This window comes from Pseudomonas sp. FSL L8-0168 (assembly GCF_037976155.1).
Taxonomy (GTDB): domain Bacteria; phylum Pseudomonadota; class Gammaproteobacteria; order Pseudomonadales; family Pseudomonadaceae; genus Aquipseudomonas; species Aquipseudomonas paracarnis.
Window position 1 is genome coordinate 5,292,789 of sequence record NZ_CP150262.1, and the last position, 25,791, is coordinate 5,318,579.

A 25,791-nucleotide genomic window follows, 5' to 3' on the forward strand; every position below is an offset into this window, starting at 1 on the left:
TGATCCTACGCGGTTATGCCAGCCAATCCAGCGTCAGGATCAACCGTCGCTCATCGGCCTTGAGCGCTGGCGAACGATGGATCAGGCCGTGCCCTTCATTGCCGTGCCATTTGGTGCCTTTGAGCAGCGCCACTTCACCGCAGTGGATCTGCTCGATGCGCTCAGTGGGCTCGGCATCCGCCTGGCCCAATGTGCGCCGGTCCATGACGCCTTCACGCAACCATTGGCTACCGATACCGGCGTAGGTGGTGATCAGCCGAACCGGCACGTGATCGACGTGAAAGCGCGGGCACATGGCCTTGTCCAACAGCCGTAAACGCACGCCGATGCGCTTGGCGCCCAGCAGACAGGCGAATGCACTGACCAGCCACGACACATCGGCGATAAACCCATCGTAGCCTTCAAGATCGCGACAACTGGACGCCAAACCTTGCAAGTTCGGCACGCAGTCTTCGTTAACCAACTCGACCACCAAGGACTCGGCCAACGGTTCATTGAGCGCCACCAGCAAAGCGCCAAACTCAGCGATATGCAGGGGCAGTTGGCGCTGCCAGATGGCCAGGTTGACGCCGTCATTGAGGATATCGGACAGCGCCAGCGGCGTTTCCCCATGTGTCTGGCGGATGACGGGCCGCAGGGGAATGACCGGGGCCAGCATTAGGCGACCTGCTCATACCAAGGGCCAAACGGGTCGGGCAGCTGGCGCCAACCTTCGACGCCCAGGGCCATTTCTTCATCGTTGAGCAAGCAGGCGTCCAACTCGGTACGCATCTGGACAAAATCGATGTTTTGCCCGATAAACACCAGTTCCTGACGGCAGTCACCCGTGCTCAACTGCCAGTTAGTCATGATCGCCGCCACGCTTTCTTCGTCCTGAGGCCACTGGCTTTTCGGCACAAACCGCCACCAACGCCCGGCAAACCCATGACGCATCAGCCCGCCCGCCTGGGACCAACTGCCCGCATCCTGATGTTTGCTCGCCAACCAGAAGAAACCCTTGGAGCGCAACAGCTTGCCGTTGACCCAGGGGCGGTCGATAAAGTCGAAAAACCGCTGTGGATGGAAAGGCCGGCGCGCACGGTAAGCCGTGGACGCTATGCCGTATTCTTCGGTTTCCGGCACATGCTCACCGCGCAATTCCTGCAACCAGCCCGGGGCCTGGGCGGCGCGTTCGAAGTCGAAACGGCCAGTGTTGAGGATCTTGTTCAGCGGCACTTCGCCCATAACCATCGGGATGATTTCCGCCTGGGCGTTGAGGCGCTCGAGGATGGCCATCAGTTCTTCGCGCTCGCGGCTGCTGATCAGGTCGATCTTGCTGATCAGGATGACATCGGCGAATTCGATCTGTTCGATCAACAGGTCGGTGATGGAACGTTCATCCTCCTCACCGAGGGTTTCGCCCCGTGAAGCCAGGCTTTCTGCAGCCTGGTAGTCGAGCAGGAAATTCATACCGTCGACCACCGTGACCATGGTGTCCAGGCGTGCAATGTCGGCCAGGCTTTGCTCGTTTTCATCGCGAAACGTGAAGGTTTCGGCCACGGGCAAAGGTTCGGAAATACCGGTGGATTCGATCAGCAGGTAATCGAAACGACCTTCTTTGGCGAGTTTTCCCACCTCTTCAAGCAAGTCTTCACGCAAGGTGCAGCAAATGCAGCCATTGCTCATCTCCACCAGTTTTTCTTCCGAACGATTGAGCGTGACATCACGCTGCACCTCGCTGCCGTCGATGTTGATCTCACTCATGTCGTTGACGATCACCGCCACCCGCAGGTTGTCGCGGTTGCGCAGGACATAATTGAGCAGCGTGCTTTTACCGGCGCCGAGAAAGCCGGACAACACGGTCACAGGGAGACGATTGGGCATCAGGTATTCCTCATCAAGGTTGGCCGGTCAAACTGCCCGTTTATGGCGTTCGCGCAGCTCTTCACGTTCTTTGGCTTCGATACACAAGGTGGCGGTGGGGCGCAGCAGCAGGCGTTGCAGGCCGATGGGTTCGCCGGTTTCACGGCACCAGCCGTATTCGCCACGGGCCAGCAATTCCAGGGCATCGTCGATCTTGTCCAACAGCTTCTTTTCGCGCTCGAGCAGGCGCAATTGCCATTGGCGTTGCTCTTCGGCACTGCCGATATCCGCCAGGTCGCTGTTGGTTTCCTGCTCGCGCAGTGCCTGGAACTCAGCATCGATACGGGCTTGCAGGTCATCACGCTGAGCCAGCAGCAGTTCGCGGAAGAAGCGCTGCTGGGCCTCATTCATGTAGTCGGCCGCTGGTTGGGCCAAAAGATCGTGTTCGGTCATGGGAAGGGGTTCGCGGGTCGGGCTGTACTTTTATGTTATAGTATAACAATACAAATAAGCCAATCCCTCTTGCTCGCCGCGACGAAGGGCGCAATGCTGGGTCACCTTCTTACGCTGAGAAACCCGATGAGATACCTGCTGTGCGCCCTGCTATTGGCAGCCGCCGGGCCTGCCTGCGCCCAGGCACCCAGCCTGTTGGCCAAGTGCACACGCAGCGCAAACCTGCTGGCGTGTGTAGACCCGTTGGGCAATGCCTATAGCGTGGCAACCGTCGGCAGCACCACCTACTTGCGCGGTTTCGAAGTGATCGGCAAACGCTATTGGGCGCAGACCAACAGCCGTTATGGGCAACTGACGTTTTTTACCGGGTTGGCATCGGATGGCGAGGCGTGGGTTGGCTACACGCGGCGCGTAGGCTGGACCACCATCAATCGGTTTTCCAGCTCTGGGGGCGCCAGCGCCAAGTTCACCTGCAGCCGAATGACCGGCTGTTAGGCCTGGCTGTTTTTCTGCGCCTGCACCCAGGCCATGTAGCTGTTCATGGGTGGGTTCTTCTGGAAGTAACGCTTGAGTCCTTCGAAAAGGCCATCCGCCACCGCCTGTTGATGGCGCGCCGTCACCAGCCGCTGGGCATCCCGAGGGTTGGAAATGAATCCCGTCTCCACCAGGATCGAAGGGACATCCGGTGACTTGAGCACGGCGAACCCCGCCTGCTCCACCCGTTTCTGATGCAGGCTGGTGATGCTTTGCAGGCTGCCCAATACCGAGCTGCCCAGTTGCAAGCTGGAGGCGATGGTCGCGTTCATCGACATGTCGAGAATCACTCCGGCCAGCATCGGGTCCTTGTCCTTCAGATTGAGCAAGGTGGTGGCGCCCAGCAAGTCGGCGCCATTTTCGCGCTGGGCCATGAAACGCGCTGTGGCCGAGGTGGCGCCGCCTTCAGACAACGCATACACCGAGGCGCCCGACGCGGTCAGCCGTGGCGCGGCGTCGGCATGTACCGAAATAAACATATCGGCCTTGTGCTGACGGGCAATGTCCACGCGCTTGCGCAGCGGCACGAAGAAGTCGTCGTTGCGCACCAGTTTCACGTCAAAACCCTTTTCGCGTTTCAAGCGTTTAGCCAGTAACTGGGCGATGGACAGCACCACATCTTTTTCGCGCTGGCCCTTGGAGCCGATGGCGCCGGGGTCTTTGCCGCCATGGCCGGGGTCGACCACCACGATGATGTCGCGCTTGGGATGCGCCTTGTCTACCGGCGCCACCAAGGGTGCTGGCTCAGCGGCGATTTGACGGGGCGCACGGGTCGCGTTGGTCAAGTCCAGCACCAGGCGATGGCCTTGTCCCTCCTGCGGCGGCAACACGAAACTGTTGAGCTGCATGGGCTCGACCAGGTCCAGCACGATGCGCGTGTCGCTCTGGCCGAAATGCCCGGAACGGATCGAGGTAATCCCACTGTTCTTCAACGCCAACTGGGAAAAGTCGCCGCTGAGCCCGGCGCCACTCAAGTCGATGATCAATCGGTCGGGTGAGGTCAGGGAAAAGGTCTTGTATTGCACCGGGCCGCTGAGGTCGAACACCAGGCGCAGCTTGTCGTCTGAGCGCCACAGGCGTGCATTGCGAATCTGCGTGGCGTGAGCCCCCAAAGGCAAGGCAAACAAGGGGCTGACCAGCAGCAGGTTGAGGAGCTGACGTCGGTGCATGGCATATACCGCAGATAAAGGAGCATCCCTACTCGACGTGACTGAACAAAGGCAGGTGCAGAAAATTCATCGTGGCTCTTATTGTTATACTATAACATGTCGAATTATTTCCAACGATGGACCTGCTTATGAATGCGCTGACTCTGCCGGATATCGCCGCGCAGGCTTCACGCCAAGCCTTGCCACTCGACTGGGTGGGGATGCGCGGCATCGCCTTGCCAATCCTGATTGACGGTCAACACCTGACCGCCACCGCTGATGCGGGCGTAAGCCTGGACGACGGCACGGCCCGTGGCATTCATATGTCACGCCTGTACCTGGCTCTGGAAATGCTCGATCAACAGCCGCTGACATCTGCACTGCTGCGTAATGTACTGCAGCGTTTTCTCGACACACATGAAGGTTTATCTAAGAACGCTTACCTGCGCATCCACACCCAGCTGCTGCTTAAACGCCCTGCCCTGGTCAGCCCATTAGCCGGCTGGAAAACCTACCCCGTGAGCATCGAAGCGCGCCTGGAAAACCAGATGTTCCACGTGGAACTAAAAATTGACGTTACTTATTCCTCAACCTGCCCTTGCTCCGCCGCCCTCGCCAGGCAGTTGATTCAGCAGCAATTTGTGGATGATTTCGCCAATACGCCGTTACAGCATGAAGCGGTGCTGGCCTGGCTCGGCACTGCCGACGGCATCGTCGCCACACCCCATAGCCAGCGCAGCAGCGCGCAGTTGCACGTCCAGTTGCAAGGTACTGACCTGCCGATAGTCGGCTTGATCAACGCTGCCGAAGCCGCGCTCGGCACCGCCGTACAAACCGCGGTGAAACGCGCAGACGAACAAGCCTTCGCCCTGGCCAACGGGCAGAACCTGATGTTCTGCGAAGACGCCGCTCGCCGCCTGAACCTCGCCTTGAAACGCTCGGATGCCATCAAAGCCTTCCACCTCAAAGTGATCCACGCCGAAAGCCTGCACGCGCACGATGCCGTGGCTGAAAGCCGCTGGACGAGAGACTTTGCATGATCACCTGTAACTCTTTGCGCTGGGGTGCCCCCGGGCAACCGCTCACCCCGGCACTGGATTTGACCCTGGAAAAAGGCAGCCTCACCGGCATCATCGGCGCCAATGGCACAGGCAAAAGCAGCCTGCTCAAGGTCATTGCCGGCCTGCAAAAACCGCTGGCGGGAAAGGTCATTGTGGATGTTCCACGCCGTGGCGGCCTGGCCTTCTTGCCCCAGCAGCAACACTTGGACCGCCAGTTCCCCATCAGCCTGCAAGAGCTGGTCGCTGCCGGTTTCTGGGGCATCCAACACACCCCGCAACAACGCAGCCAACGCCTGCAAGCGGTACTCGAAGACTGGTGCCTGACTGGCTTGGAACACCGACCGTTGATGGCATTGTCCGGCGGCGAATTGCAGCGCGCCCTGCTGGCACGCATGAGCCTGGCCGACGCACCCGTCCTGCTGCTCGACGAACCTCACGCAGCTCTCGACGAGGATGGCCAGGCGCTGTGCTGGAAACACATCCACGCCTGGCACAACGAAGGCCGCACCCTGGTGATCGTCTGCCATGACCTGGCCTCCGTGCGTCACCACACCCAGCACGTACTGCAGATCAAAAACACCGGCTGCGTATTCGGCCCCAGCAAAGAGCTGATCCGCCCGCAACCGCAGATGCAGGTGGCCTGAATGCACTTCACTGCCCACTTATGGATGCCGTTTCATGAGTTCGTCTTTATGCGCCGCGCACTCCTCGGCGGTTTGGTACTGGCTTGCAGCACCGCGCCGCTAGGAGTGTTTCTGATCCTGCGGCGCATGAGCCTGATCGGTGATGCGGTGGCCCACGGCATCCTGCCCGGCGCCGCCCTGGGTTTCTGGTTCGCCGGCCTGAGCCTGCCCGCGCTGACCCTCGGTGGCCTGGGTGCAGGCCTGAGCATGGCCGGCCTGGCCGCGTGGATCACCCGCCGCACCGGGCTGCGCGAAGACGCCAGCCTCGCCGCCATCTACCCCATCTCTTTGGCCGCCGGCGTGCTGATCCTGGGCCTTGCCGGCAAGCGTCTGGACCTGCTGCACCTGCTGTTCGGCTCCGCCCTGGCCGTGGATCAAACCACCCTGACCGGCATGCTCTGGGTCTCGGGTTTCAGCCTGATCGCCATGGCGCTGATCTACAGACCGCTGTTGCTGGACACCCTCGACCCGCTGTTCCTGCAAACCGTCAGCCGCCTCGGCCCCCTCGCCCATGGCGTGTTCCTGACCCTGGTGGTGCTGAACCTGGTGATTGGTTTCCAGGCCATCGGTGCGCTGATGGTGGTCGGCTTGATGATGTTGCCGGCGATCGCCTCACGCTTCTGGAGCCGACGCCTGCCGGTGCTGATTGCGGTATCGGCGCTGCTGGGCTGCCTGTCGGTGTGGTTGGGTCTGCTGCTGTCGTTCTACTACTCACTGCCCAGCGGCCCGGCCATCGTGCTGGTGGCGGGCGCTGGGTATTTGTTGTCCGTGGTGTTCGGTCCGGTGCACGGTTTGTTGCGCCGCCCGCCTTTGCTCACATCCCAATGAGGTGTTCCGATGCGCGCTCTACTCGTGCTGTTCAGTCTGCTGCTGCCGCTTTCGATGGCCCACGCCGCCGACAAACTCCAAGTAGTCACCAGCTTCAGTATTCTCAATGACATCACCCACCAGATCGGTGGCGAGCATATCCAGATCAGCAACATGGTCGGCCCGGACGCCGACGCCCATACCTATGAACCCACGCCGGATGACGCCAAGGCATTGCTCAAGGCCAAGGTCATCATCAAGAACGGCCTGGGTTTCGAGCCGTGGCTGGACCGCCTGGTTACCAGCACCGAAACCAAGGCAACGGTGGTCACCGCCAGCAAAGGCGTGATTTCCCACACCATGGACGAGGATGGCGAAACCATTCCCGACCCGCACGCCTGGCACAACCTAGCCAATGCCGAGATCTATGTGAGCAACATCACCAAGGCCCTGGTGGCCGCCGACCCGGCCAACAAGACCGCCTACCTGCGCAACAGCCAGGCCTACCTCAAACAAATCCATAGCCTGCTGGACGAGGCCAAGGCCAAGTTCGGCGCCCTGCCACCGGGTAACCGCCGCATCGTCACCTCCCATGACGCCTTCGGCTACCTGGGCCAGGCCTATGGCATCCAGTTCCTCGCGCCCCAGGGCTTGTCCACTGAACGTGACCCTTCGGCCGCTGAAGTTGCCGCGCTGATCACCCAGATTCGCAAGGACAAGGTCAAAGCCGTGTTCATGGAAAACATCAAAGACTCGCGCCTGCTCAAGCAGATCGCTGACGAAAGCGGCGCACAGATCGGCGGCACGCTGTACTCCGACGCCCTCGCCGCAGAAGGCCCGGCCAGCACCTTTATCGGGCTGTTCGAATACAACCTCAACACCCTGTGCGCCGCACTGAGCCAGCCATGATCCGCAAAAATCCTTCCGGCGACCTGCCGGTGATTGCCGAATCGGCCTACGTCGACAAGACCGCGATCATCTGCGGCAAAGTCATCATCGGCGAGAACGTGTTCGTCGGCCCTTACGCCGTGATCCGCGCCGACGAAGTGGATGCCAGCGGCGCCATGGACCCGATCACCATCGGCGCCAACTCCAACATCCAGGACGGCGTGGTCATCCACTCCAAATCCGGCGCAGCAGTGACCATCGGTGAATTCACCTCCATCGCCCACCGTTCCATCGTCCACGGCCCCTGCACGGTGGGCGACCGCGTGTTTATTGGCTTCAACAGTGTGCTGTTCAATTGCGCCGTGGGCGATGGGTGCGTGGTGCGCCACAACTCGGTGGTCGACGGCCGCGACCTGCCCGCCGCTTTCTACGTGCCCTCCACCACGCGTATCGGCCCCAACACCGACTTGTCGCAATTCCCACCGGTGAGTGTCAGCGCCTCGGAGTTTTCCGAAGACGTGGCACGCACCAACGTCGACCTGGTGCGGGGCTACAAAGCCCTGCAAAACGAGTTCTGAACCATGAGCCGCCTGCTGATCCGCAACGCCCGCCTGGTCAACGAGGGCCAGGTATTCGACGCCGACGTACTGATCGCTAATGGTCGTATCGAGAAGATTGCCGCCAGCATTCAAGGCGATAACGAACCGGTGGAAATCGATGCCAACGGCCAGTGGCTACTGCCAGGGATGATCGACGACCAGGTGCATTTTCGCGAACCCGGCGCGCCGGAAAAAGGCAGCTTCTACAGCGAATCCCGCGCGGCGGTGGCCGGTGGTATTACCAGCTTCATGGACATGCCCAACACCCACCCGGCCACGTTGAATCTGGAAGCCCTTGCCGATAAAAAGCGCCGTGCCGCACTGCATTCAGTGGCCAACTACGGCTTCCATTTTGGCGTGAGCAACGACAACCTCGACACCGTCGCGGCCCTCGCTCCTCGTGAAGTGGCTGGGGTCAAAGTGTTCATGGGCGCCTCCACCGGCAATATGCTGGTGGACGACCCACGCGTTCTGGAGCGCCTGTTTGCCGAGGTGCCGACCATCCTGCTCGCTCACTGCGAACACACGCCCAGCATCCTGGCCAACGAGCAACGCCTGCGCGAACGCTTCGGCGAGCATATTCCCGCAGTCGCCCACCCGCTGATCCGTGATGCCGAGGCCTGCTATCGCTCGTCATCGTTTGCCGTGGAATTGGCCAAACGCCATGGCACGCGCCTGCATGTGTTGCACCTGACCACCGCGCGGGAACTGGCGTTGTTCGAAGACAAGCCCCTGGCCGACAAGCACATCACCGCCGAGGTCTGCCTGCACCACCTGCTGTTCGATGACCGCGATTACCACCACCTCGGCCACCAGATCAAATGCAACCCGGCGATCAAGACCCGCACCGACCGCGACGCGCTGCGCCTGGCATTATTGAGTGATCGTCTGGATGTGATTGGCACCGACCATGCGCCGCATACCTGGGCGCAAAAACAGTTGGGCTATCGGCAAGCACCCTCGGGCTTGCCTCTGGTGCAGCATGCCCTGCCGGCGTTACTGGAGTTGGTGGCCGACGGGCATTTGCCCTTGACCACTCTGGTAGCCAAGACCAGCCACCGCGTGGCCGACCTGTTTGCCATCGCTGATCGCGGCTACGTGCGCGAAGGCTACTGGGCCGACCTGGTACTGATCAAACCGGAGCCTGCCGGCAAGCCGGTCAACAGCCAGCCTATTCTCGCCCGCTGCGGCTGGACACCCTTTGCAGAACGCAGCTTTCGCCACAGCGTGAGTACCACACTGGTCAGCGGCCACCTGGCCTGGCACAACGGCCAGGTGGTCAACAGTTGCCAGGGCTTGCCCCTGCAGTTCGGGCGTTAAGCGCGGGGTTTGACCGAACCGCAATCGTTGCCCAGCCACTGAGCGTGGCTGTCCAGGCTACCCTTCTGCTGGATCCCGGTGGCATTGAAGGTACCGTTGACGCTGGTGGTGAATTCTTTCTGGCTCTGAAACGTTGCCACCCCAGTGCCCTGGGCTTTCGGGCAACTGAAGCGGAACTTCCACTGGTTGCCGCTCTTGTCGGTGACTTCCTGTTTGCAGCCCGATTGAGGGTCGGTCAGGGGGATCGAATCGGAGGCCACCTGGGCCGGGGTCAGGCACACCTGTACGCCTTTACCGGCCATGTTAATGCCTTGTTTTTCGAGCATGGCGCGCTGTTCAGGGGTCATCTGTTGCTTGAGTTGACCGAGGATCAGCGACAAGTCCGGCAGGTCCTGGTTATCGACTTTCATATTGCTGGTGGTCAATTCCCACAAGCCCGGCGCCAGCATCTGCGCCTGTGCCGCCACAGGCAGCGACAAACCAACAACCATGGCCAAACCAAGCAGACGAGCATTCATCGGGTAACTCCTGGGTAATTGTGGGCGTTAGACGTCGCAAAGCAGCCAGTGTTGCATGGCAAATAAAATAGCGACATTCACAGCCGTTCATGGTCTGTTACGCACTGGACTGCCTGGAGTTACGTCGTTCATGGATTTCTTTGGCCCGCACCTGCTCGCCTACGTCATTGCCACGCTGCACTTTCTTGGAACGCTCGCCGCGATCCACGCAGTACTGACCGTGCGCACCGCACAAGGCTCGATCGCCTGGGCGTTGTCACTGATGTTCATGCCCTACCTGACGCTGATCCCCTACCTGATTTTTGGCCGCAGCACCTTCGACGCGTACATCCAGGCCCGTCGCCAGGCCAACCAGGAAATGCACACGGCCATTACCGAATTGAACTGGCGCCCCTGGGTGGAGGAAGCGCTCGCGGCGCGCAATTCCAGCGCCTATGCCTCCTTGCGCGCCATGCCCAAGCTGGGCCGCATGCCGTGCCTGGCCAACAACGAAGTGCGCCTGTTGATCAATGGCGATGCCACGTTCGGCGCGATCTTCGAGGCTATCCGTCACGCAAAGACCGCCGTGCTGTTCCAGTTTTTCATCATTCACGATGACGAACTGGGCCGTCAATTGCAGGCCCTGTTGAGGGAAAAAGCCGCTCAGGGCGTGGCCATTTATGTGCTGTACGACCGCATCGGCAGTCACGCCCTGCCCCATCGTTATGTGCAAGCGCTGCGTGACGCTGGCGTGCAGGTCAAGGCATTCGCCACCCGCAGTGGCTGGCTCAATCGCTTCCAGGTCAACTTCCGTAACCATCGCAAGATCGTCGTGGTGGACGGCATCACCGGTTTTGTCGGCGGGCATAACGTAGGCGATGAATACCTGGGTAAAAAACCGCCGCTGGCGCCATGGCGCGATACCCATGTGCAGGTCGCAGGCCCAGTGGTGGCATGCCTGCAGGAGTCGTTTGCCGAGGACTGGTTCTGGGCCGCACGGGAACTGCCGCCGCTGATCCTGCCGGACGCCTACCCGGAAGACGGCGTGCTCTGCCAGTTGCTTGCCAGTGGGCCAGCGGACCCTTATGAAACCTGCTCGCTGTTTTTCGTCGAGGCCATCCATGCCGCGACCAAGCGGGTGTGGATCACCAGCCCCTATTTCATCCCCGACGAGGCGGTGTTTGCCGCCCTGCGCCTGGCGGTATTGCGCGGAGTCGATGTGCGCCTGCTGCTGCCGTCACGGCCCGACCACCGCATCGTATATGCCGCATCCAGCCTGTACGCCAACGAAGCGGTGCGAGCAGGCGTGCGAGTGTTTCGCTACACACCGGGCTTTTTGCATCAGAAGGTGGTGTTGGTAGACAGCGAAATCAGCGCCATTGGCAGCGCCAACATGGACAACCGTTCGTTCCGGCTGAATTTTGAAGTGATGCTGCTGACGGTGGATGAAGCCTTCGCCAGCCAGGTTGAACAAATGTTGCTGGATGACTTTGCCCTGGCCCATGAAGTCAGCCAGGAAGAAAGCCGCGAGACCCGTCGCCTGCAACAACTGGGGATGCGCATTGCACGCCTGATCTCACCCATCCTCTAACCGCCAATACAAAACCAATGTGGGAGCTGGCTTGCCTGCGATAGCGGTGTTTCAGTCGACTCATCCGGTCCTGATACAACGCTATCGCAGGCAAGCCAGCTCCCACAGTTTTGAGCTTCAGTGCCTGGTGGTCAACGGTAGAGATCTTCCCGCGTCCACGGCAGTTCATGCCCGCCATCAGCATGGGGTTTCACTGCCAGTATCTGGTGCAGGTTGATCCAGCCACGGGCAAATGCATAAGCGCAACCGGCCAGGTACAGCCGCCAGATGCGTAGCGCCTGCTCTGGCACCATCTTCGCCGCTGCTTCCAGGTTGTCTTCCAGGCGTTCGCTCCAATGGTCCAATGTGCGGGCGTAATGCATACGCAGGCTTTCGACATCGACCACTTCCAGCCCTGCTTCGCTGATCTCGGCGGTCATCATGGCCAGGTGCGGCAGTTCACCATTAGGGAACACGTAGCGCTCGATAAACTCGCCGGCTCCACGGCCTACGGGGCGGCCATCGGTGTGCTTGGCGGTGATGCCATGGTTCATCACCAGGCCGCCTTCACGCACTGCGCCGAACAGGGTCCGGCAGTATTGCGCCAGGTTGGCGTGGCCGACGTGTTCGAACATGCCCACGCTCACGACTTTGTCGAAACGACCGTCCTGGGGCAGGTCGCGGTAGTCGAGTAATTGCAGGTCGACCTGGTCTTCCAGGCCTTCGGCTTTCACCCGCTCCTTGGCCAGCGCCAGTTGTTCCTTGCTCAAGGTGATGCCGAACACCTTGACCCCGAACTCACGTGCGGCATAACGCGCCAGCCCGCCCCAGCCGCAGCCCACATCGAGCAGATACTCACCCGGCTGCAGCCGCAACTTGCGGCACAGGTGGCGGAATTTGTCTTGTTGGGCCTGATCGATCGACTCGCTGCCGGTTTCGAAATAACCGCAGGAGTAGGCCATGTCCTGGTCCAGCCATAGCTGGTAGAACTCGTTGGACAGGTCGTAATGGTAGGAAATGGCCGCCGCGTCGGTGGCCTTATCGTGAATCGAGCGCACCGGACGACTCTCCTCGTCGTCATCGACCAAAGCGTGACTCAACTCGTCACATACCCTGATCACTTCGGTGATGGAGCCTTCCAGCTCCAGCTTGCCCTCGACGAAGGCTTCGCCCAGTGAGTCGAGTGTTGGATGGGTCAGCCTGGATACAACCGTGGGGTCCTTGACCACGATGGTGACACTGGGCTCAGGGCCCAAGTTGAATTCATGGCCGTCCCAGAGTCGAAGACGCAGCGGTAGCTGAAGATTCTGTAAGGCCGGTGGAAGTTGCGCGAGCATGAGTAGTCCCCCCTTGTTTCAGACGTCTGCTGTGAGGGTAGACCATGCCAAACAAAGTAGGAAGCTATCGAATGAATAGCTCCCCTTCTATGGCGCTCGGCGCTCGAGCAAACCTTCCTGGACCCACTGTTTCAGCCAAGTGGCCGCTTGCAGCGACGCCCCCTCTGAATAAGTGACCGTCAGCTCAGTACACAGTTCTGAAAAATTCCAGCCCATGGTCACCATGCCCGACAGCGCACAGGCTTCAGCGGCTTCCAGGCTGCGGTAGTGGCAGCGGTTCTGGTTGCGCCACACCAGGCAGATCTGCGCCGGCTCCAGCGCCTGGCTGCCGGGGAAATCCGACTCATCCTTGCTGGCTCGCCAGATCGCCACCGTGTTGAAACGGCAAAGCAACTGCTGCACCGAAGGCGCCAGCGCAACCTGTAAGGTGGGCCAGTCTTCAGGCGCCAGATGCGCCATGCCATTCAAGGTTAGCGGCTCCCCTTCGGCGGCGTCAAACGCCAAGGTGAACGCCCACTCCAGACGTGCCAACTCAGCCAAAGGCGCACTTTGCGCAGCCATGAAATGCTCAACGATAAACATCGCAAAGCGCTCGCCCAACCAGCGCACGCTGTAATGGGCCGAGGGATAACGGCGGATGTAGGCCTCGGTCAGCGAGCAAAACTGCTCATCTCCCAGCCAATACCAGATGGCACCGAAATCATGGCGCAGTACCTCTTGCAGACGCGACAGGTAGGCGTTGTGGTAAATCGCCAGGCCGGTGTCCACATCCAACGTCGGCCCTCCCAGCAAGGTAGCGGCAAAGCCACTGTTGGCCGGGGGCGCTTCGGATAATAGATGCTGTTCAAACGCCAACTGCCAGTCGATCAGGCGCATAACGCTCTCCGGGCCAAGGCGCTGGCACCCAACTCACGGGCTTTGTTCAACTCGGTGAGTAATTCTTCGAAGGGTGGAAAATGGTCATCGCGTTCCAGTAACGTCGACACGGGGCCCAGATGTTCGAGAGTCTGCTGATACAGCGCCCACACCGGGTCGCACACTGGATGGTCATGGGTATCGACCACATAGTCGCCATAGTCCATATGCCCTGCCAAATGCAGCTGGCGAATGCTTTCGGGTGGCAGGTTGCGAATGAAGGTCCAGGCATCAAAACCATGGTTACGTGCGCTGACATAGACGTTGTTGACGTCCAGCAGCAACTGGCATCCGCTCAGGTGGGCCAAGGCATTGAGGAATTCCCACTCGGTGAATTCATCCGCCTTGGAACGCACGTAGCTGGAGACATTTTCCAGTACCAGCGGTCGCTGCAACACGTCCTGCACCTGACGTACACGGCCGGCCACGTGGTAAAGGCTTTCTTCGGTGTAAGGCAGGGGTAACAAATCATGTAACTGGTGCGCGCTGCCACGGCTCCAGCACAGGTGATCGGAAATCCATGCCGGCTGAATGCGCTCTGCGAGCTGTTTGATGTGATTCAGGTAATCCATATCGAGGGCATGTGGCCCGCCGATGGACAACGACACACCGTGCATCACCAAGGGGTAACGCTCGGCTATCGCATCCAGGTAGTACAAGGCCTTGCCGCCCTGCACCAGGTAGTTCTCGGAGATCACTTCGAACCAATCCACGGCCGGCGACTGTTCAAGGATCTGGTGGTAGTACTCACTGCGTAAACCCAGGCCGTAACCCAGACTTGGAAGGGACGCGGACATGACTCACTCCAGGGCAAAGTGTCCGCAGCGGTGGCAGGCAGCCGCCGCGGTTGCACTCGTTTGCCGGTTACTCGCCGACTTTACCGCCAGCGGCGTCACAGGCCGATTTGGTCATGGCCTTGAAGCCCATCCCTTTGCACTCGCCCTGGCCCTTGCACGCGTGGTCCTTGGTTTTGCAGTCGTTCATGCCTTTGCAGGAGGTCACGCCGTAGCAGTGAACGGTGGCGTCTGCCGCTTGTACCTGGGTGGCCACACCCGCGAACAGAGAAGCAGCGGCCATTGCGAGGGCGGCACCAGCAGCAGCGGATTTAATGCTCATTGTTGTATTCCTCATGATCAGTAGTGGAGCCGATCTGAACGGATTGTTCAGTCTCGACACAGCACTAGAGTGAGGCCCCCTGTCGGCGTTACAGCCGTGTGCAAATATTTGTGAAATTATTCGTCGAGCTTCAACAGCGGCTCCTGGAAGCGCAGTAAACGCCCGGCGTTCCCCAATACCAACAAGGTGCTGAGGTTATGCAGCACCGCCGCGATCATCGCGCCCGCCGCCCCCAGCCAGCCAAATGCGGCGAACACCACGATGGCCAGTGTCCAGCCCAAGCCAATGATCACATTGACCTGCAACGTCTGCCGGCACTGGCGACTCAAGCGCACACAGGTGCCCAAGCGGCGCAAGTCGCTGCCGATCAGCACCACGTCCGCCGAGGCCAGGGCGATGTCGGCACCGCCCGCGCCCATGGCCACGCCGACCACGCCGGCCTTGAGCGCCAGGGAGTCGTTGATGCCATCGCCCACCACCATTGGCCGGAAGCCACTGCTGATTTCGCCCAGCACGCGGTTGAGCTTATCTTCCGGCAGCGCTTGGGCTTCGACATCACTGATGCCCACGTCCAGCGCCAGGCTGTCGGCCACGCTTTGGCGGTCGCCGGTCAGCAGCAGTTGGCGGCCCAGGCCCAAGTCACGCAGCTCTTGCAGGGCCTGGCGCGCTTCGGGTTTGACGCTGTCGGCCAACAGCAGCCAGGCGAGGAACTCGCCGTTCAACGCCAGCCCGGCAATCGGGCCATCATGGGCGGGCACGGCGGTGGTGACGATGCCCAACTGTTCAAATAACTCCGGCCGCCCTAGCGCCGCTTCGCCCTGCTCGGTCTGGGCGACCACGCCCAGGCCCTGACGCTCGCGGATGTCGCTAAGCACCCGCATCTGCTCCTGGCTCGCCAACCCCGCCAACGCTCGGCTGACCGGGTGACTGCTTGCCGAACCAAGGCTGGCCGCCAGGTTCAGCAGCTTTTGGCGATCCGGCGCGGTAGTCTCGATGGACTGCAAGCGCAGGGTGCCAAAGGTCAGGGTGCCGGTCTTGTCGACCACCAGTGATGTCAGGTCGGCCAGTTCTTCGAGGAACGCCGAGCTGCGAATCAGGATGCCATGGCGCGCCGCCACGGCAATCCCGGCAATCGCCGTGGCCGGTGCCGACAACACCAAGGCACAGGGGCACGCAGCCACGAGCACCGCGAGCATCGCCTGGGCGTCATTGGTGACAAACCAGGTGACGGCCGCCAGCAGCAACACCAGCACCATGTAGCTGCCGGCATAGCGCTCCAGCAGCCGGGTGATCGGCGGCTTGGACCGCTCGGCGTTCTGCATCAGCGCAATGACTTTGCCCAACGTCGATTCGTTACCGGTGCGCGTGACCTCAAGGCGCAGCAGACCATCGAGGTTGATCGCCCCACCAAACACCTGCACGCCCACGCTGGCTTCCAACGGCACCGACTCGCCGGTGATCGGCGCCGTGTCCAGGCTCGCCTGGCCGGACAACACCACGCCATCGGCCGGCACGCGGTCACCGGCTCGCACTTCGACGATATCGCCGGTGTTCAAGGTGCCGTTATCCACTTCGGTGATGCTGCCGTCCGCCTGCACCAGGCGTGCATGGCTGCGGGTGAGTTTGCCCAGGGCATGGATCGCTTCCTGGGAGCCAATCACGCTGCGCTCTTCCAGCACATGGCCGAAGATCATGATGATCGGCAGCAACGCGGCGGTGAGCAGATCGCCCGTGGCCCAGGCGCCGAGCATGGCCAGGGCGATCAATTGATCGGTGATGCCGTGCAGGCTTGGAAAGCGCAGGCTGTACCAGGCTGAACGCATCACCGGCACCGCCACCAACAGCGAAGCCACGCCCAGCAGCAGCTGGCTGACGCCGCTCTGGTCCGGCGCGAGCCAGCGCCACACCAGGCCCAGCACGAGCAAGCCCAGGGCGAGCATCGCCAAGGTCAATTGCCGGGCAGCGCTGCGCTGTTCGGCAGAGGTCAGCATGGGTGCGCTCATTGTTCGGCTCCCTGGATGATCAAGCGGGAGTCGTCTTTGGGATCGACAGTGGTCACTGAACCGGCCTGGCCGAGAATCTTCGGCAAGCGTTCACGGTACAGGCGCAACAGCAAACCGGGATCTTTGACCTGGGCCAGGCTGGCAACGGTAGCGGTCTGCGCCTGGGCATTGGCCAAGCGCTCACTGGCCTGGGCATGGGCGACTTGCACCTGGCGATCAGCTTCCTGGTTGGCGGTCTGGGTGAGTTTTTCCGCTTCAGTGCGGGCGTTGGCCACGGCTTTATCGGCTTGCTGGCTGGCGGTCAGTACCGCGTTGAACGCATTCACCGCAGGCCCAGGCAGGCTCGACTGCACATCGACGCGGGTGGCTTCGATACCCAGCCCCAAGCCGCTGGCCGCCAACTCCGCCAGGCGTTTGTTGATGCCTTGCACCAGGTCGCCGCGCAGCCGCTCACGCCGTTCGGCGGCGCCATTGTCGCTGCCGATCAGTTCCGGGCGGGCTACCAGGATGGTGTCCAGATCCCGCGCTGCGGTGAGGGCCACGGCGCTGCGTGTCACCAGCCGATCCAGGGCAGGCAGCACGTGGTCGCCCTGCAACACAAAGGCGTAGGGCTCGGTCACCTTGTAGAACACCCGCACGTCCAGTTGCACCACCCCGGCATCACCGGTCAGCAGGTAGCCGGAACCGGCCAGGGCATCGCTTAACGGCGTGGCGAAACTGGCCACGCGATCGGCCTGCAACGCCGCGTCGGAACGCAGCAGGTTTTCCACCCGGCGTTCGATCACCCGGTCGGCCGCTGGCAGCAGGATGACTTGCTCAAAAGGTTGCGGCCAGGCCAGCAACAACCCGGCGTTCTGAATGCGATCAAGGGCGCCGAAGTGCAAGACCACGGCGCGATTCTGCGGGTCGATCTGGCGCACATTGGAAAAGGCCCAGGCCAACGCCGCCAATACGGTGACCGCGTACAGTGCCAGGAACGTCAGGCGCCCGGCCTGGATCCACGGGCTGTCCGGGCTTTCAGGCTCGCTCATGGCTGCAGGTCCTTCGGCCCATCCACCAGGGCGCGGAACGGCGCAGCGTCGGTGCGCAGGATGATCTTGGTCCCCGGCGTGACCACCGTGCCCAAGGTATCCAGCGAACGCAGCAGGTTGTACAGCTGCGGATTGCCAGCGTAGGCGCGGCCATAAATCTGCGCGGCTTCAACCCGCGACTGCGCTTCGATATCGGCGGCTTTCACGGTGGCATCGGCCTGCATGATGCGCGCATCTCGCTCGGCAGCGGAGCGGATCTGCGCCGCTTCGCGCTTACCCACGGCGGTGCGTTCGGTGGCGATGGTCTCACGCTCGGCGCGCATGCGGTCAACCGTGGCGGTGAGGGTCACCGATGGCAACGTCAAACGCTCGATACCGACCTGCGCCACGCGCACACCATAGGTGGTGAGCAATTGTTGATCAATCTGCTGGCGCAACTGCGCTTCAAAATCGGAAATGCGCACTTGGCTGGCGTCGGTGTTGATCAAGCTGGACAGGTCAAAGCTGGCCGCCGTGGTTTCCAGCGCCGAGCCGACAAAGGTGCGAATCTGCCGCGCCGCCTCATCCGGCTGGTTCTGCACCGCACGCATAAAGCGCTGCACGTTGTCGGCATCGCCCTGCACCTGCCACGCCACATAGGCCTGCACAATAATCCGCAAGCCATCGCGGGTGCCCACATCCTGCAGGCCGCTGGAGGTGGTGCGCAGACGCAGGTCCACCGGGATCGCCGCTTCGAACGGTGCCGGCCAGCGCCAGCCCAGGCCCGGCTCCAGCAGCACGCGCGCCGGGTTGCCGAAGCGGGTAATCACCGTGGCCTCACCGGAACGCACTTGCACCAGGCTTGCCGCTGCCATGGCAAACAGCACCAGCAACACCGCCCACGCCATGCGACGCCAGGGAAAAGGCCCGGCCGCCTGCTCATCGCCGTGATGGTGATGGTGGTGGCCGTGATGGTGGTGATGACCGTGATCATGATCGTGGGAATGAGCGCTCAACAGACAGACTCCTTATTGAACGGCTTTGCGCGGCGCCGACGGGTCGGCGGGCAAGGTAAAAGAACGCAGATCGATCGTCGGCGCACTGTCGGCACCCAAACGATGATCCAGAATAAGCAGCTTGGCCTGGGCCAGGCCCTGGCTCAGTTGGCCCAGGTACTGTTCCAGCACGAAGGCTTGGCCCGCAGCGGCGTAGGCCTTTTGTTCGGCGGCAAAGCGCAGGTTCGCTGCTTGGGCGCCGGCATTCACTTCGCGGGCACTGGCCTGGGCCTGATCGCGGGCGGTACTGGCTTGAAGCAGCGCCTGGTTGGTCTGTTCGCTGGCTGCACCGCGTTCACGGGCGATCAGCGCCTGGGCGCCGATCTGCGCGGCCTGCACACCGTGATAAGCATTGGCGGCACCGGCCGGCGGGTGGATCGCCTCGACCACCGTGGCGAGGATTTCCACTCCGCTGTCGAGGGTTTGCAGGTCGGCTTGCACGCTGCGACCAATCTCGTCCGCGAGGCTGGTGCGCTCTTCCCCGAGCAATTCATCCAGGGTGCGCGAGGCAAAATCGTGCACCAGGATGCGGCTGGCGGTGCTGCGGATCAGGGTCGGGATATCCGCGCTGTTGTAGGTGGCGGCAAGCGCGGCCTGATCGGTGAGGCCGATGCGGTAGACAAAGCGCACGTCCATGTTGACGATCTGGAAGCCCTGCTTGTCGCCGCTGCTGCTGGCAATAACCTGGGATTTGTCATTCACATGGCTGGCGTCCCACAGGCGGTTGGCGATCAACGGCGCCGGGCCTTCGGCGGCGGCCAGCTGCGGTGTGGCGGCGTCACTGACGCTGGTCGCCAGCTCATGCACCACGCCGTTTTCCACGTTCAGCACGCGGCCCAACGGCCACGGCAAACCGGCATGCAGGCCGGGGCCGAACACCTCGACCGGTTTACCAAAACGCTCGTAAATCCCACGGCCTTGCAGGGGCACTTCATGCAGACCGGTCAGCGCCCAACCTACCGCCAGCACCACCAGCAACACCGGGAAAAACGCCCGGCGCATGTAGGTAAAGGCCCAGATCTGGCGCAGGTCGATGCCAAAGCGGTTGTGCAACTCATGCTGCAACGCCAGCAAGGGCTGAGGCGGCCAACGCAGCAGGCCGGCAATGAAACTCTGCGCCATCAAGCGCGGCTCAAGGCGCGGCTGACGCGGGCTGAACAGCGACAGCACGCCCCTGAGCAGGAACTCCAACGCTACCAACGCTGGCAACAGCCCGATGAGAGTGGCCAGGCGCAGCGGCCAGACCGACTCCGCATTGGCAAACAGCAGGCAGATCGCGCTGAGCACCAGACAGATAATTGCCATCCGGCTCAACTGCGCCAACTGTGAGGCTTCCGGCCATTGGGCAGCGGTTTCCTGGGCCAGGCGGCGTTCGAATACCAGCAGGCCAAACGCCAGGGCCAAAGCGAGCGCTGCGCCAATACTTGCCGATTGCCCGATGGCAGCAGCGGGCAAGCCCAGGTTCCAGAACTGCAGGATGCTGACCAGCGCCAACAGCGACCAGCCGCCCAACCACAGCACCGGCGCGCCAATCTGCGCCAACAAGCCGTTGCCGAACCGGTTGATCAGGCCCTTATGCCAGGGTGTGGTCTCGATGGATTGTTCGACCGCTTCACCGCTCGGCGCTTCCAGCACCTGGGCACGCCAATCGGCCACCCACCAGGCCGACTGCAAACCGGCCACCAGCAGCAGCAAGGCCGACGCGCAGTTGATCAATACCACCGGCCAGATCGACAGCGGGGCAAACAACGCTACGAACAGCGCCAATATCCAACCACTGAGGGCCAGGGTTGTCAGGCCGATACCGGCTTGGCGCAATCGACGGGCGTGGAACAGCCCCTGCTGAAAACGCGCGAGGCCTTCAACCGAAGCCCCGTCAGCCTCTAGATCCACTTGCATCTGCTCAACGCCCACTTGTACACAATTCGTTACGATATAACACGAAGCGTGAAATTTTTGTTCGCTTTTGAATTCACCCTGAATCCCTTGTGGGAGGGGGCTTGCCCCCGATAGCAGTGTGTCAACCGACTGATTAGTTACTGGTACACCGCAATCGGGGGCAAGCCCCCTCCCACATTTGTTCTCATGGTGTTCTTCTGATTGTGACTAACCCCCTATAAACACGAGCCATCACTGGTGTCGGCTGCGATTAGTCGGCACACTCCAAAACAGTTTTTCGCGGGTTCACGGACAAGGAAGCGCCACCCCCATGATTTCCATCTACCAACTCAAACCGCGTTTTCAAAACCTGCTGCGGCCTCTCGTGCAGCGTCTTTATGACAACGGCACCACCGCCAACCAGATCACCGTGCTGGCCGGGGTTGTTTCCCTGCTGGTGGGGCTGTTGATCGCGGGCTTTGCCCAACACCTCTGGCTGTTTGCACTGATCCCGCTGTGGATGATTGTGCGCATGGCGCTCAATGCCATCGATGGCATGCTGGCCCGGGAATTCGGCCAACAGTCGCGCCTCGGTGCTTACCTCAATGAATTGTGCGACGTGATCGCCGATAGCGCGCTAATCCTGCCCTTTGCATTGATCCCCGATGTGAGCCTGGCGCCGGTGCTGCTGGTGACGCTGCTGGCGGTATTCAGCGAATACGCCGGGGTGCTGGGGCCGATGGTGGGCGCGTCGCGCCGTTATGACGGGCCCATGGGCAAGAGTGATCGGGCGTTCGTACTCGGTGTGTTGGCCACTGGCGTGGCGCTGGGCTGGCTCGGCGCCGGTTGGGTGGAGGCGGTGATGTGGCTGGTGGCCGCCCTGCTCGCCTATACCTTGGTCAACCGGGTGCGTCAGGGCCTCAAAGAACAACAATCTCTCCCTTCTGCATAAGGATTTTGCGATGCGCGAACAGCAAGAGCACACCTTCAGTACCCATGATGGCGTCGAGCTTTTCTACCGGCACTGGCCGGCCACGGCAGGCGCCGGGCCGCGCAAGGCGATCCTGTTGTTCCATCGCGGCCATGAGCATTCGGGGCGTATTGCCCACCTGGTGGATGAACTGGGCCTGCCTGAATTCGACTTCTTCGCCTGGGACGCCCGTGGCCACGGCCAATCCCCAGGCGAGCGCGGCGACAGCCCCAGCTTTGCCACCAGCGCCCGCGACGTGCAGACGTTCTGTGATCACATCAATGCCACCTACAGCATCGAAGAGGAAGACATCGCCGTCATCGCCCAAAGCGTCGGCGCGGTGATTGCGGCCACCTGGGTTCATGATTACGCGCCAAAAATCCGCGCCCTGGTGCTCGCCTCGCCAGCCTTCAAGGTCAAGCTGTATGTGCCCCTCGCCCGCCCGGGCCTGGCACTGATGCGCAAGTTTCGTGGCAACTTTTTCGTCAACAGTTACGTCAAGGCCAAGTTCCTCAGCCATGATCCGGAACGGGTGGCGTCCTACGACAGCGACCCCTTGATCACCAAGGCCATCTCGGTGAATGTGCTGCTGGGCCTGTACGAAGCCGCCGACCGGGTTGTAGCCGATGCCCAGGCAATCCAAGTGCCGACCCAGCTGCTTATCTCCGGCTCCGATTTTGTGGTGCACCGCAAACCCCAGCAGCAATTTTTCGACCGCCTCGGCAGCCTGAAAAAAGAGCTGCATATCCTCCCCGGCTTTTTCCACGACACCCTTGGCGAACGTGATCGCGCCGTGGCTGTGACCAGCGCCAAGCGCTTTATCTTGCAGAACTTCGCCCACCCGCTGGACCGCGCTTCTCTACTGGACGCAGACAAACTTGGCGCCACGTGCGCCGAATCCGAATCCCTCGCCGCGCCGTTGCCACGCAATTCACTGCGCGACCTGTACTGGCGCATGACCCGCGCCAGCATGGGCCTGGGCAAGAACCTGTCGGATGGGGTGAAGCTGGGCTTCGACACCGGCTTCGATTCCGGCAGCACCCTGGACTACGTGTATCGCAATAAGCCTGCCGGCAAGGGCGGGCTGGGGCGGATGATCGATACCAACTACCTCAATTCCATTGGCTGGCGCGGTATTCGCCAACGCAAGCTGAACGTCGAAGAGCTGCTGCGCCTGGCCATGGCCAAGCTGCGTGATGACCAACGCGAAGTGCGCATTGTCGACATCGCCGCCGGCCACGGCCGCTACATCCTGGAAGCCTTGCAAGGCGTATCGCCGCTGCCGGAATCGATCCTGCTGCGCGACTACAGCGACATCAACGTGCGCGACGGTGGCGCGCTGATTCGCGAGAAGGGCCTGGGGGACATCGCCCAGTTCGTCAAAGGCGATGCGTTCGACCGCGCTGACCTGGCTGCCCTGGCCCCTAAGCCGACGCTGGCCGTGGTATCCGGCCTGTACGAATTGTTCGCCGATAACGCCATGGTCGGCGGCTCGCTGGCGGGCTTGGCCGAAGCCGTGGAGCCAGGTGGTTACCTGGTCTACACCGGGCAGCCATGGCACCCGCAGTTGGAGCTGATTGCCCGTGCGCTCACCAGCCACCGGCAGGGCCAGGCCTGGGTGATGCGCCGGCGCAGCCAGGCGGAAATGGACCAACTCGTCGAAGCGGCGGGCTTTCGCAAGATCACCCAGCGCGTGGATGAGTGGGGCATTTTCACCGTGTCCCTGGCACAGAAGATCTGAACATGCGCGAGCCCGGTTTATTGAAACCTGCGGTGCTCTGGCTGCTGCTGTTGGCGCCGCTGTTTTTCAGCACCTATGGCTTTGCCACCTGGGTCACCAGCCAGCGCAGCGACGTCGGCACCCTGGTGTTCGGCTGGGAAACACACATGCCGTTCTGGGCCTGGACCATCGTGCCCTACTGGTCCATCGACCTGCTCTACGGCTTCTCCCTGCTGCTGCCCAATACACGGCATGAGTTGAAACAACATGCACTGCGCCTGCTGAGTGCGCAGGTGATTGCCGTGAGTTGCTTCCTGATCTGGCCATTGCGCTTCACCTTCGAGCGACCGGAACTGGACGGTGTGTTCGGCTGGCTGTTCGCCGTGCTGGCCGGTTTCGACAAACCGTTCAACCAGGCGCCTTCACTGCATATCGCGCTGCTGGTGATCCTGTGGGTCATGTATCAGCGGCACACCCAGGGGATTTGGCGCTGGGTGGTGCATGGCTGGTTTGCGCTGATCGGCATCTCGGTGCTGACTACTTATCAACATCACTTTATCGACTTACCCACAGGCGCCCTCGCGGGGTGGTTGTGCGTGTGGTTATGGCCGGTGGAACACCCGAGCCCATTGTTGAGTGCCCGGTTAACGCGCGATACCCAACGCTGGCGCCTGGCTGTTCGCTATGGGCTGGGTGCGATAGTACTGCTGACGCTGGGTTTGTTACTTCGCGGCGGCTGGCTGTGGTTGCTGTGGCCAGCGGTTTCCCTTGGCTTGATCAGCGCCAACTACCTGGTGATCGGCGCGCCGGGCTTTCAAAAACGTACAAATGGCCGCCTGACGCCTGCCGCTCGCTGGCTGTATGCGCCTTACTTGGCAGGGGCGTGGACCAATTCGCGGCTGTGGACACGCAAACATCCACAGCCGGATCTGATTGTGGATAACGTCTGGCTGGGGCGTGTTCCTACAACCTCTGAGCAAGGCCCGTTCAAAGCCATTGTCGATCTGTGTGCCGAACTGCCGATTAATCCACAGGGCCGTGCTTATGCCTGCGTGCCGGTACTGGACCTGATCACCCCGACAGCCGACGAATGCCTGAAGGCCGCGCACGCCATTGAACGTCTGCGAACGAGTGGCCCCTTGCTGGTGTGCTGCGCCCTCGGTTATTCCCGTAGCGCGACTGCCGTCGCCGCCTGGCTGCTGACCACCGGGCGCGCCGCAACGGTTGACCAAGCACTGGCTATTATTCGTACAGCACGGGCCACTGTGGTCCTGCACCCCGCACACCGTAAAGCGTTGGAGGGTTTGCATTATGCCCGCTGATATGGAACTCCAGGTAGTCGCCAGCCTGCTACGTCGTGGCCGTTCCCTGGATCAGTTATCCACAGGCCTGACGTTGCTCGGCGTACTGTTCGGCCTTGCCCAACTGTTGTTGGCCAGTATTTCGACGACCTGCCTGCTGCTGGCCCTGTGGATGATCGTGCTGGGCCTGCTGCAAAAATACTGGGCGCTACGGGTGGCCTTTGACGCCGATCTGTTCGCCTTGCTGGCCCGCGACGTTACCCGCACGCCAGACCTTGACCAAGCCTTGCAAACCCTTGGCCTGCAATTGCCCAAGCGAGCCGGTCGGCCATGGAGCGAACGCCGGCGCGGCGCTCTCAAACTGTTGCGTAAACAAGCCTGGCTACTGGGCGCGCAAGCGCTGCTGACCCTGGGCGTCATCCTTGCCAGCCCTTGGCTGCCTTTTGCCGGATAAGGAATCCTCATGTTCGAACCCGTGGTCGCCACGCTGATTACCTCCATGGCCCGCACCGTCACCGGCGCTCGCAGCCTGTGGCTGGGGTGCGCGCCAGTGCCGGTGCAGCGCATCTATTTCGCCAACCACAGCAGCCACGGCGACTTTGTGCTGGTGTGGGCGTCGCTGCCGCAGAACCTGCGCAAGTTCACACGCCCGGTGGCCGGCAGTGATTACTGGAACAAGAGCGCGTTGCGCCGCTACATCATCAACCGCGTATTCAATGGCGTGCTGATCGACCGCGAGCGCAAAGAGCCTGTGGATAACCCACTGATGCCCATGCTCGCGGCCCTGGAAGGCGGCGATTCGTTGATCATCTTTCCCGAAGGCACGCGCAATCTCGAGGATGGCTTGCTGCCGTTCAAAAGCGGCTTGTATCACTTGGCAAAGAGTTACCCACAGGCCGAGTTGGTCCCCGTGTGGATAGCCAACCTGAACCGGGTCATGCCCAAGGGTCGCGTATTGCCATTGCCGTTGTTATGCACCACCAGCTTCGGTGCCCCCCTGCAATTGGAAGAAGGCGAAGATAAAGCCGCCTTCCTCGCCCGCACTCGCGACGCCCTGCTCGCCCTTGCCCCGGAGCATTCCTGA

General features: G+C 61.6%; 26 protein-coding genes. 13 read left to right on the forward strand and 13 right to left on the reverse strand.

What is annotated here, in order from left to right; translation table 11 throughout:
* Window positions 1-13: 13 nt before the first annotated feature.
* The 3 genes from MHH62_RS24380 to dksA are packed head-to-tail and all read right to left on the reverse strand — an operon-like array spanning window position 14 to window position 2,295.
* Window positions 14-658 (reverse strand): DUF1826 domain-containing protein, encoded by a 645-nt coding sequence (locus MHH62_RS24380; RefSeq protein WP_032901865.1) that lies wholly within the window; start codon window positions 656-658, stop codon window positions 14-16.
* The gene (gene zigA / locus MHH62_RS24385) at window positions 658-1,863 is read right to left on the reverse strand and encodes a zinc metallochaperone GTPase ZigA (protein WP_019818158.1); all 1,206 of its coding nucleotides are present in this window, start codon (window positions 1,861-1,863) and stop codon (window positions 658-660) included. The genes MHH62_RS24380 and zigA overlap by 1 nt, the downstream gene beginning before the upstream one ends.
* A 27-nt stretch (window positions 1,864-1,890) precedes the next feature.
* Complete coding sequence (gene dksA, locus MHH62_RS24390) at window positions 1,891-2,295, reverse strand: RNA polymerase-binding protein DksA (RefSeq protein WP_003195761.1); 405 nt, start codon at window positions 2,293-2,295, stop codon at window positions 1,891-1,893.
* A gap of 126 nt (window positions 2,296-2,421) precedes the next feature.
* Here dksA and MHH62_RS24395 point away from each other — a divergent pair, with 126 nt between their 5' ends.
* Complete coding sequence (locus tag MHH62_RS24395; protein WP_019818159.1) at window positions 2,422-2,790, forward strand: hypothetical protein; 369 nt, start codon at window positions 2,422-2,424, stop codon at window positions 2,788-2,790.
* Here MHH62_RS24395 and MHH62_RS24400 read toward each other — a convergent pair.
* The gene (locus MHH62_RS24400; RefSeq protein WP_032901864.1) at window positions 2,787-3,998 is read right to left on the reverse strand and encodes an N-acetylmuramoyl-L-alanine amidase; all 1,212 of its coding nucleotides are present in this window, start codon (window positions 3,996-3,998) and stop codon (window positions 2,787-2,789) included. The two genes, MHH62_RS24395 and MHH62_RS24400, sit on opposite strands and share 4 nt — an antisense overlap.
* Before the next feature lie 128 nt (window positions 3,999-4,126).
* Between MHH62_RS24400 and folE2 the strand changes: the two genes are divergently transcribed.
* The 6 genes from folE2 to MHH62_RS24430 are packed head-to-tail and all read left to right on the forward strand — an operon-like array spanning window position 4,127 to window position 9,335.
* Window positions 4,127-5,017, forward strand: coding sequence for a GTP cyclohydrolase FolE2 (gene folE2 / locus MHH62_RS24405; RefSeq protein WP_020302044.1), 891 nt, complete (start codon window positions 4,127-4,129; stop codon window positions 5,015-5,017).
* On the forward strand, window positions 5,014-5,682 hold the full coding sequence (locus MHH62_RS24410) for an ATP-binding cassette domain-containing protein (RefSeq protein ID WP_014720564.1): 669 nt from the start codon (window positions 5,014-5,016) through the stop codon (window positions 5,680-5,682). The genes folE2 and MHH62_RS24410 overlap by 4 nt, the downstream gene beginning before the upstream one ends.
* The gene (locus MHH62_RS24415; protein ID WP_014720565.1) at window positions 5,683-6,549 is read left to right on the forward strand and encodes a metal ABC transporter permease; all 867 of its coding nucleotides are present in this window, start codon (window positions 5,683-5,685) and stop codon (window positions 6,547-6,549) included.
* Window positions 6,550-6,558: 9 nt separating this feature from the next.
* Complete coding sequence (locus MHH62_RS24420) at window positions 6,559-7,437, forward strand: metal ABC transporter substrate-binding protein (protein WP_014720566.1); 879 nt, start codon at window positions 6,559-6,561, stop codon at window positions 7,435-7,437.
* A complete protein-coding gene (locus tag MHH62_RS24425; RefSeq protein WP_005792581.1) occupies window positions 7,434-7,994 on the forward strand; it encodes a DapH/DapD/GlmU-related protein in 561 nt (186 codons plus the stop codon). Before MHH62_RS24420 ends, MHH62_RS24425 begins: the two co-directional genes overlap by 4 nt.
* Before the next feature lie 3 nt (window positions 7,995-7,997).
* Window positions 7,998-9,335, forward strand: coding sequence for a dihydroorotase (locus MHH62_RS24430; RefSeq protein WP_032901862.1), 1,338 nt, complete (start codon window positions 7,998-8,000; stop codon window positions 9,333-9,335).
* Here MHH62_RS24430 and MHH62_RS24435 read toward each other — a convergent pair.
* A complete protein-coding gene (locus tag MHH62_RS24435; protein ID WP_014720569.1) occupies window positions 9,332-9,853 on the reverse strand; it encodes a DUF3617 domain-containing protein in 522 nt (173 codons plus the stop codon). The two genes, MHH62_RS24430 and MHH62_RS24435, sit on opposite strands and share 4 nt — an antisense overlap.
* A 130-nt stretch (window positions 9,854-9,983) precedes the next feature.
* Here MHH62_RS24435 and cls point away from each other — a divergent pair, with 130 nt between their 5' ends.
* Window positions 9,984-11,423, forward strand: coding sequence for a cardiolipin synthase (cls, locus tag MHH62_RS24440; RefSeq protein WP_020302042.1), 1,440 nt, complete (start codon window positions 9,984-9,986; stop codon window positions 11,421-11,423).
* A 131-nt stretch (window positions 11,424-11,554) separates the two neighbouring features.
* On the opposite strand, the gene cfaB is transcribed toward cls, so the two are convergent.
* From cfaB to MHH62_RS24480, 8 genes are all read right to left on the reverse strand, one after another.
* Window positions 11,555-12,739, reverse strand: a complete 1,185-nt coding sequence (gene cfaB / locus MHH62_RS24445; protein WP_014720571.1) for a C17 cyclopropane fatty acid synthase CfaB — start codon at window positions 12,737-12,739, stop codon at window positions 11,555-11,557.
* Between the two features lie 87 nt (window positions 12,740-12,826).
* Window positions 12,827-13,615, reverse strand: a complete 789-nt coding sequence (locus tag MHH62_RS24450) for a DNA-binding domain-containing protein (protein WP_032901861.1) — start codon at window positions 13,613-13,615, stop codon at window positions 12,827-12,829.
* On the reverse strand, window positions 13,606-14,451 hold the full coding sequence (locus MHH62_RS24455) for a DUF692 domain-containing protein (RefSeq protein ID WP_014720573.1): 846 nt from the start codon (window positions 14,449-14,451) through the stop codon (window positions 13,606-13,608). The genes MHH62_RS24450 and MHH62_RS24455 overlap by 10 nt, the downstream gene beginning before the upstream one ends.
* Before the next feature lie 67 nt (window positions 14,452-14,518).
* A complete protein-coding gene (locus MHH62_RS24460) occupies window positions 14,519-14,770 on the reverse strand; it encodes a membrane protein (RefSeq protein WP_003195792.1) in 252 nt (83 codons plus the stop codon).
* Between the two features lie 116 nt (window positions 14,771-14,886).
* A complete protein-coding gene (locus tag MHH62_RS24465) occupies window positions 14,887-16,773 on the reverse strand; it encodes a cation-translocating P-type ATPase (RefSeq protein ID WP_032901860.1) in 1,887 nt (628 codons plus the stop codon).
* Window positions 16,770-17,804, reverse strand: a complete 1,035-nt coding sequence (locus tag MHH62_RS24470) for a protease modulator HflK (RefSeq protein WP_014720575.1) — start codon at window positions 17,802-17,804, stop codon at window positions 16,770-16,772. The genes MHH62_RS24465 and MHH62_RS24470 overlap by 4 nt, the downstream gene beginning before the upstream one ends.
* On the reverse strand, window positions 17,801-18,802 hold the full coding sequence (locus MHH62_RS24475; RefSeq protein ID WP_165901698.1) for a protease modulator HflC: 1,002 nt from the start codon (window positions 18,800-18,802) through the stop codon (window positions 17,801-17,803). The genes MHH62_RS24470 and MHH62_RS24475 overlap by 4 nt, the downstream gene beginning before the upstream one ends.
* 9 nt (window positions 18,803-18,811) lie before the next feature.
* Entirely contained in the window at window positions 18,812-20,737 is a 1,926-nt protein-coding gene (locus MHH62_RS24480; RefSeq protein WP_020302039.1) for a protease modulator HflK, read from the reverse strand.
* Window positions 20,738-21,047: 310 nt separating this feature from the next.
* Here MHH62_RS24480 and MHH62_RS24485 point away from each other — a divergent pair, with 310 nt between their 5' ends.
* Genes MHH62_RS24485 through MHH62_RS24505 form a run of 5 tightly spaced genes read left to right on the forward strand, consistent with a single transcriptional unit; the run spans window position 21,048 to window position 25,791 of the window.
* On the forward strand, window positions 21,048-21,668 hold the full coding sequence (locus MHH62_RS24485; protein ID WP_014720578.1) for a CDP-alcohol phosphatidyltransferase family protein: 621 nt from the start codon (window positions 21,048-21,050) through the stop codon (window positions 21,666-21,668).
* A gap of 10 nt (window positions 21,669-21,678) precedes the next feature.
* On the forward strand, window positions 21,679-23,427 hold the full coding sequence (locus MHH62_RS24490) for a bifunctional alpha/beta hydrolase/class I SAM-dependent methyltransferase (protein WP_060766921.1): 1,749 nt from the start codon (window positions 21,679-21,681) through the stop codon (window positions 23,425-23,427).
* A 2-nt stretch (window positions 23,428-23,429) separates the two neighbouring features.
* Window positions 23,430-24,728 (forward strand): phosphatase PAP2/dual specificity phosphatase family protein, encoded by a 1,299-nt coding sequence (locus tag MHH62_RS24495; RefSeq protein ID WP_339232066.1) that lies wholly within the window; start codon window positions 23,430-23,432, stop codon window positions 24,726-24,728.
* Window positions 24,718-25,161 (forward strand): hypothetical protein, encoded by a 444-nt coding sequence (locus tag MHH62_RS24500; protein WP_014720581.1) that lies wholly within the window; start codon window positions 24,718-24,720, stop codon window positions 25,159-25,161. Before MHH62_RS24495 ends, MHH62_RS24500 begins: the two co-directional genes overlap by 11 nt.
* 9 nt (window positions 25,162-25,170) lie before the next feature.
* Window positions 25,171-25,791 (forward strand): lysophospholipid acyltransferase family protein, encoded by a 621-nt coding sequence (locus tag MHH62_RS24505; RefSeq protein ID WP_032901856.1) that lies wholly within the window; start codon window positions 25,171-25,173, stop codon window positions 25,789-25,791.

Excerpts from the sequence above, each read along its gene's own strand:
- MHH62_RS24380 (WP_032901865.1), bottom strand. The coding sequence starts at position 658 with ATGCTGGCCCCGGTCATTCCCCTGCGGCCCGTCATCCGCCAGACACAT.
- zigA (WP_019818158.1), bottom strand. The coding sequence starts at position 1,863 with ATGCCCAATCGTCTCCCTGTGACCGTGTTGTCCGGCTTTCTCGGCGCC.
- dksA (WP_003195761.1), bottom strand. The coding sequence starts at position 2,295 with ATGACCGAACACGATCTTTTGGCCCAACCAGCGGCCGACTACATGAAT.
- MHH62_RS24395 (WP_019818159.1), top strand. The coding sequence starts at position 2,422 with ATGAGATACCTGCTGTGCGCCCTGCTATTGGCAGCCGCCGGGCCTGCC.
- MHH62_RS24400 (WP_032901864.1), bottom strand. The coding sequence starts at position 3,998 with ATGCACCGACGTCAGCTCCTCAACCTGCTGCTGGTCAGCCCCTTGTTT.
- folE2 (WP_020302044.1), top strand. The coding sequence starts at position 4,127 with ATGAATGCGCTGACTCTGCCGGATATCGCCGCGCAGGCTTCACGCCAA.
- MHH62_RS24410 (WP_014720564.1), top strand. The coding sequence starts at position 5,014 with ATGATCACCTGTAACTCTTTGCGCTGGGGTGCCCCCGGGCAACCGCTC.
- MHH62_RS24415 (WP_014720565.1), top strand. The coding sequence starts at position 5,683 with ATGCACTTCACTGCCCACTTATGGATGCCGTTTCATGAGTTCGTCTTT.
- MHH62_RS24420 (WP_014720566.1), top strand. The coding sequence starts at position 6,559 with ATGCGCGCTCTACTCGTGCTGTTCAGTCTGCTGCTGCCGCTTTCGATG.
- MHH62_RS24425 (WP_005792581.1), top strand. The coding sequence starts at position 7,434 with ATGATCCGCAAAAATCCTTCCGGCGACCTGCCGGTGATTGCCGAATCG.
- MHH62_RS24430 (WP_032901862.1), top strand. The coding sequence starts at position 7,998 with ATGAGCCGCCTGCTGATCCGCAACGCCCGCCTGGTCAACGAGGGCCAG.
- MHH62_RS24435 (WP_014720569.1), bottom strand. The coding sequence starts at position 9,853 with ATGAATGCTCGTCTGCTTGGTTTGGCCATGGTTGTTGGTTTGTCGCTG.
- cls (WP_020302042.1), top strand. The coding sequence starts at position 9,984 with ATGGATTTCTTTGGCCCGCACCTGCTCGCCTACGTCATTGCCACGCTG.
- cfaB (WP_014720571.1), bottom strand. The coding sequence starts at position 12,739 with ATGCTCGCGCAACTTCCACCGGCCTTACAGAATCTTCAGCTACCGCTG.
- MHH62_RS24450 (WP_032901861.1), bottom strand. The coding sequence starts at position 13,615 with ATGCGCCTGATCGACTGGCAGTTGGCGTTTGAACAGCATCTATTATCC.
- MHH62_RS24455 (WP_014720573.1), bottom strand. The coding sequence starts at position 14,451 with ATGTCCGCGTCCCTTCCAAGTCTGGGTTACGGCCTGGGTTTACGCAGT.
- MHH62_RS24460 (WP_003195792.1), bottom strand. The coding sequence starts at position 14,770 with ATGAGCATTAAATCCGCTGCTGCTGGTGCCGCCCTCGCAATGGCCGCT.
- MHH62_RS24465 (WP_032901860.1), bottom strand. The coding sequence starts at position 16,773 with ATGAGCGCACCCATGCTGACCTCTGCCGAACAGCGCAGCGCTGCCCGG.
- MHH62_RS24470 (WP_014720575.1), bottom strand. The coding sequence starts at position 17,804 with ATGAGCGAGCCTGAAAGCCCGGACAGCCCGTGGATCCAGGCCGGGCGC.
- MHH62_RS24480 (WP_020302039.1), bottom strand. The coding sequence starts at position 20,737 with ATGCAAGTGGATCTAGAGGCTGACGGGGCTTCGGTTGAAGGCCTCGCG.
- MHH62_RS24485 (WP_014720578.1), top strand. The coding sequence starts at position 21,048 with ATGATTTCCATCTACCAACTCAAACCGCGTTTTCAAAACCTGCTGCGG.
- MHH62_RS24490 (WP_060766921.1), top strand. The coding sequence starts at position 21,679 with ATGCGCGAACAGCAAGAGCACACCTTCAGTACCCATGATGGCGTCGAG.
- MHH62_RS24495 (WP_339232066.1), top strand. The coding sequence starts at position 23,430 with ATGCGCGAGCCCGGTTTATTGAAACCTGCGGTGCTCTGGCTGCTGCTG.
- MHH62_RS24500 (WP_014720581.1), top strand. The coding sequence starts at position 24,718 with ATGCCCGCTGATATGGAACTCCAGGTAGTCGCCAGCCTGCTACGTCGT.
- MHH62_RS24505 (WP_032901856.1), top strand. The coding sequence starts at position 25,171 with ATGTTCGAACCCGTGGTCGCCACGCTGATTACCTCCATGGCCCGCACC.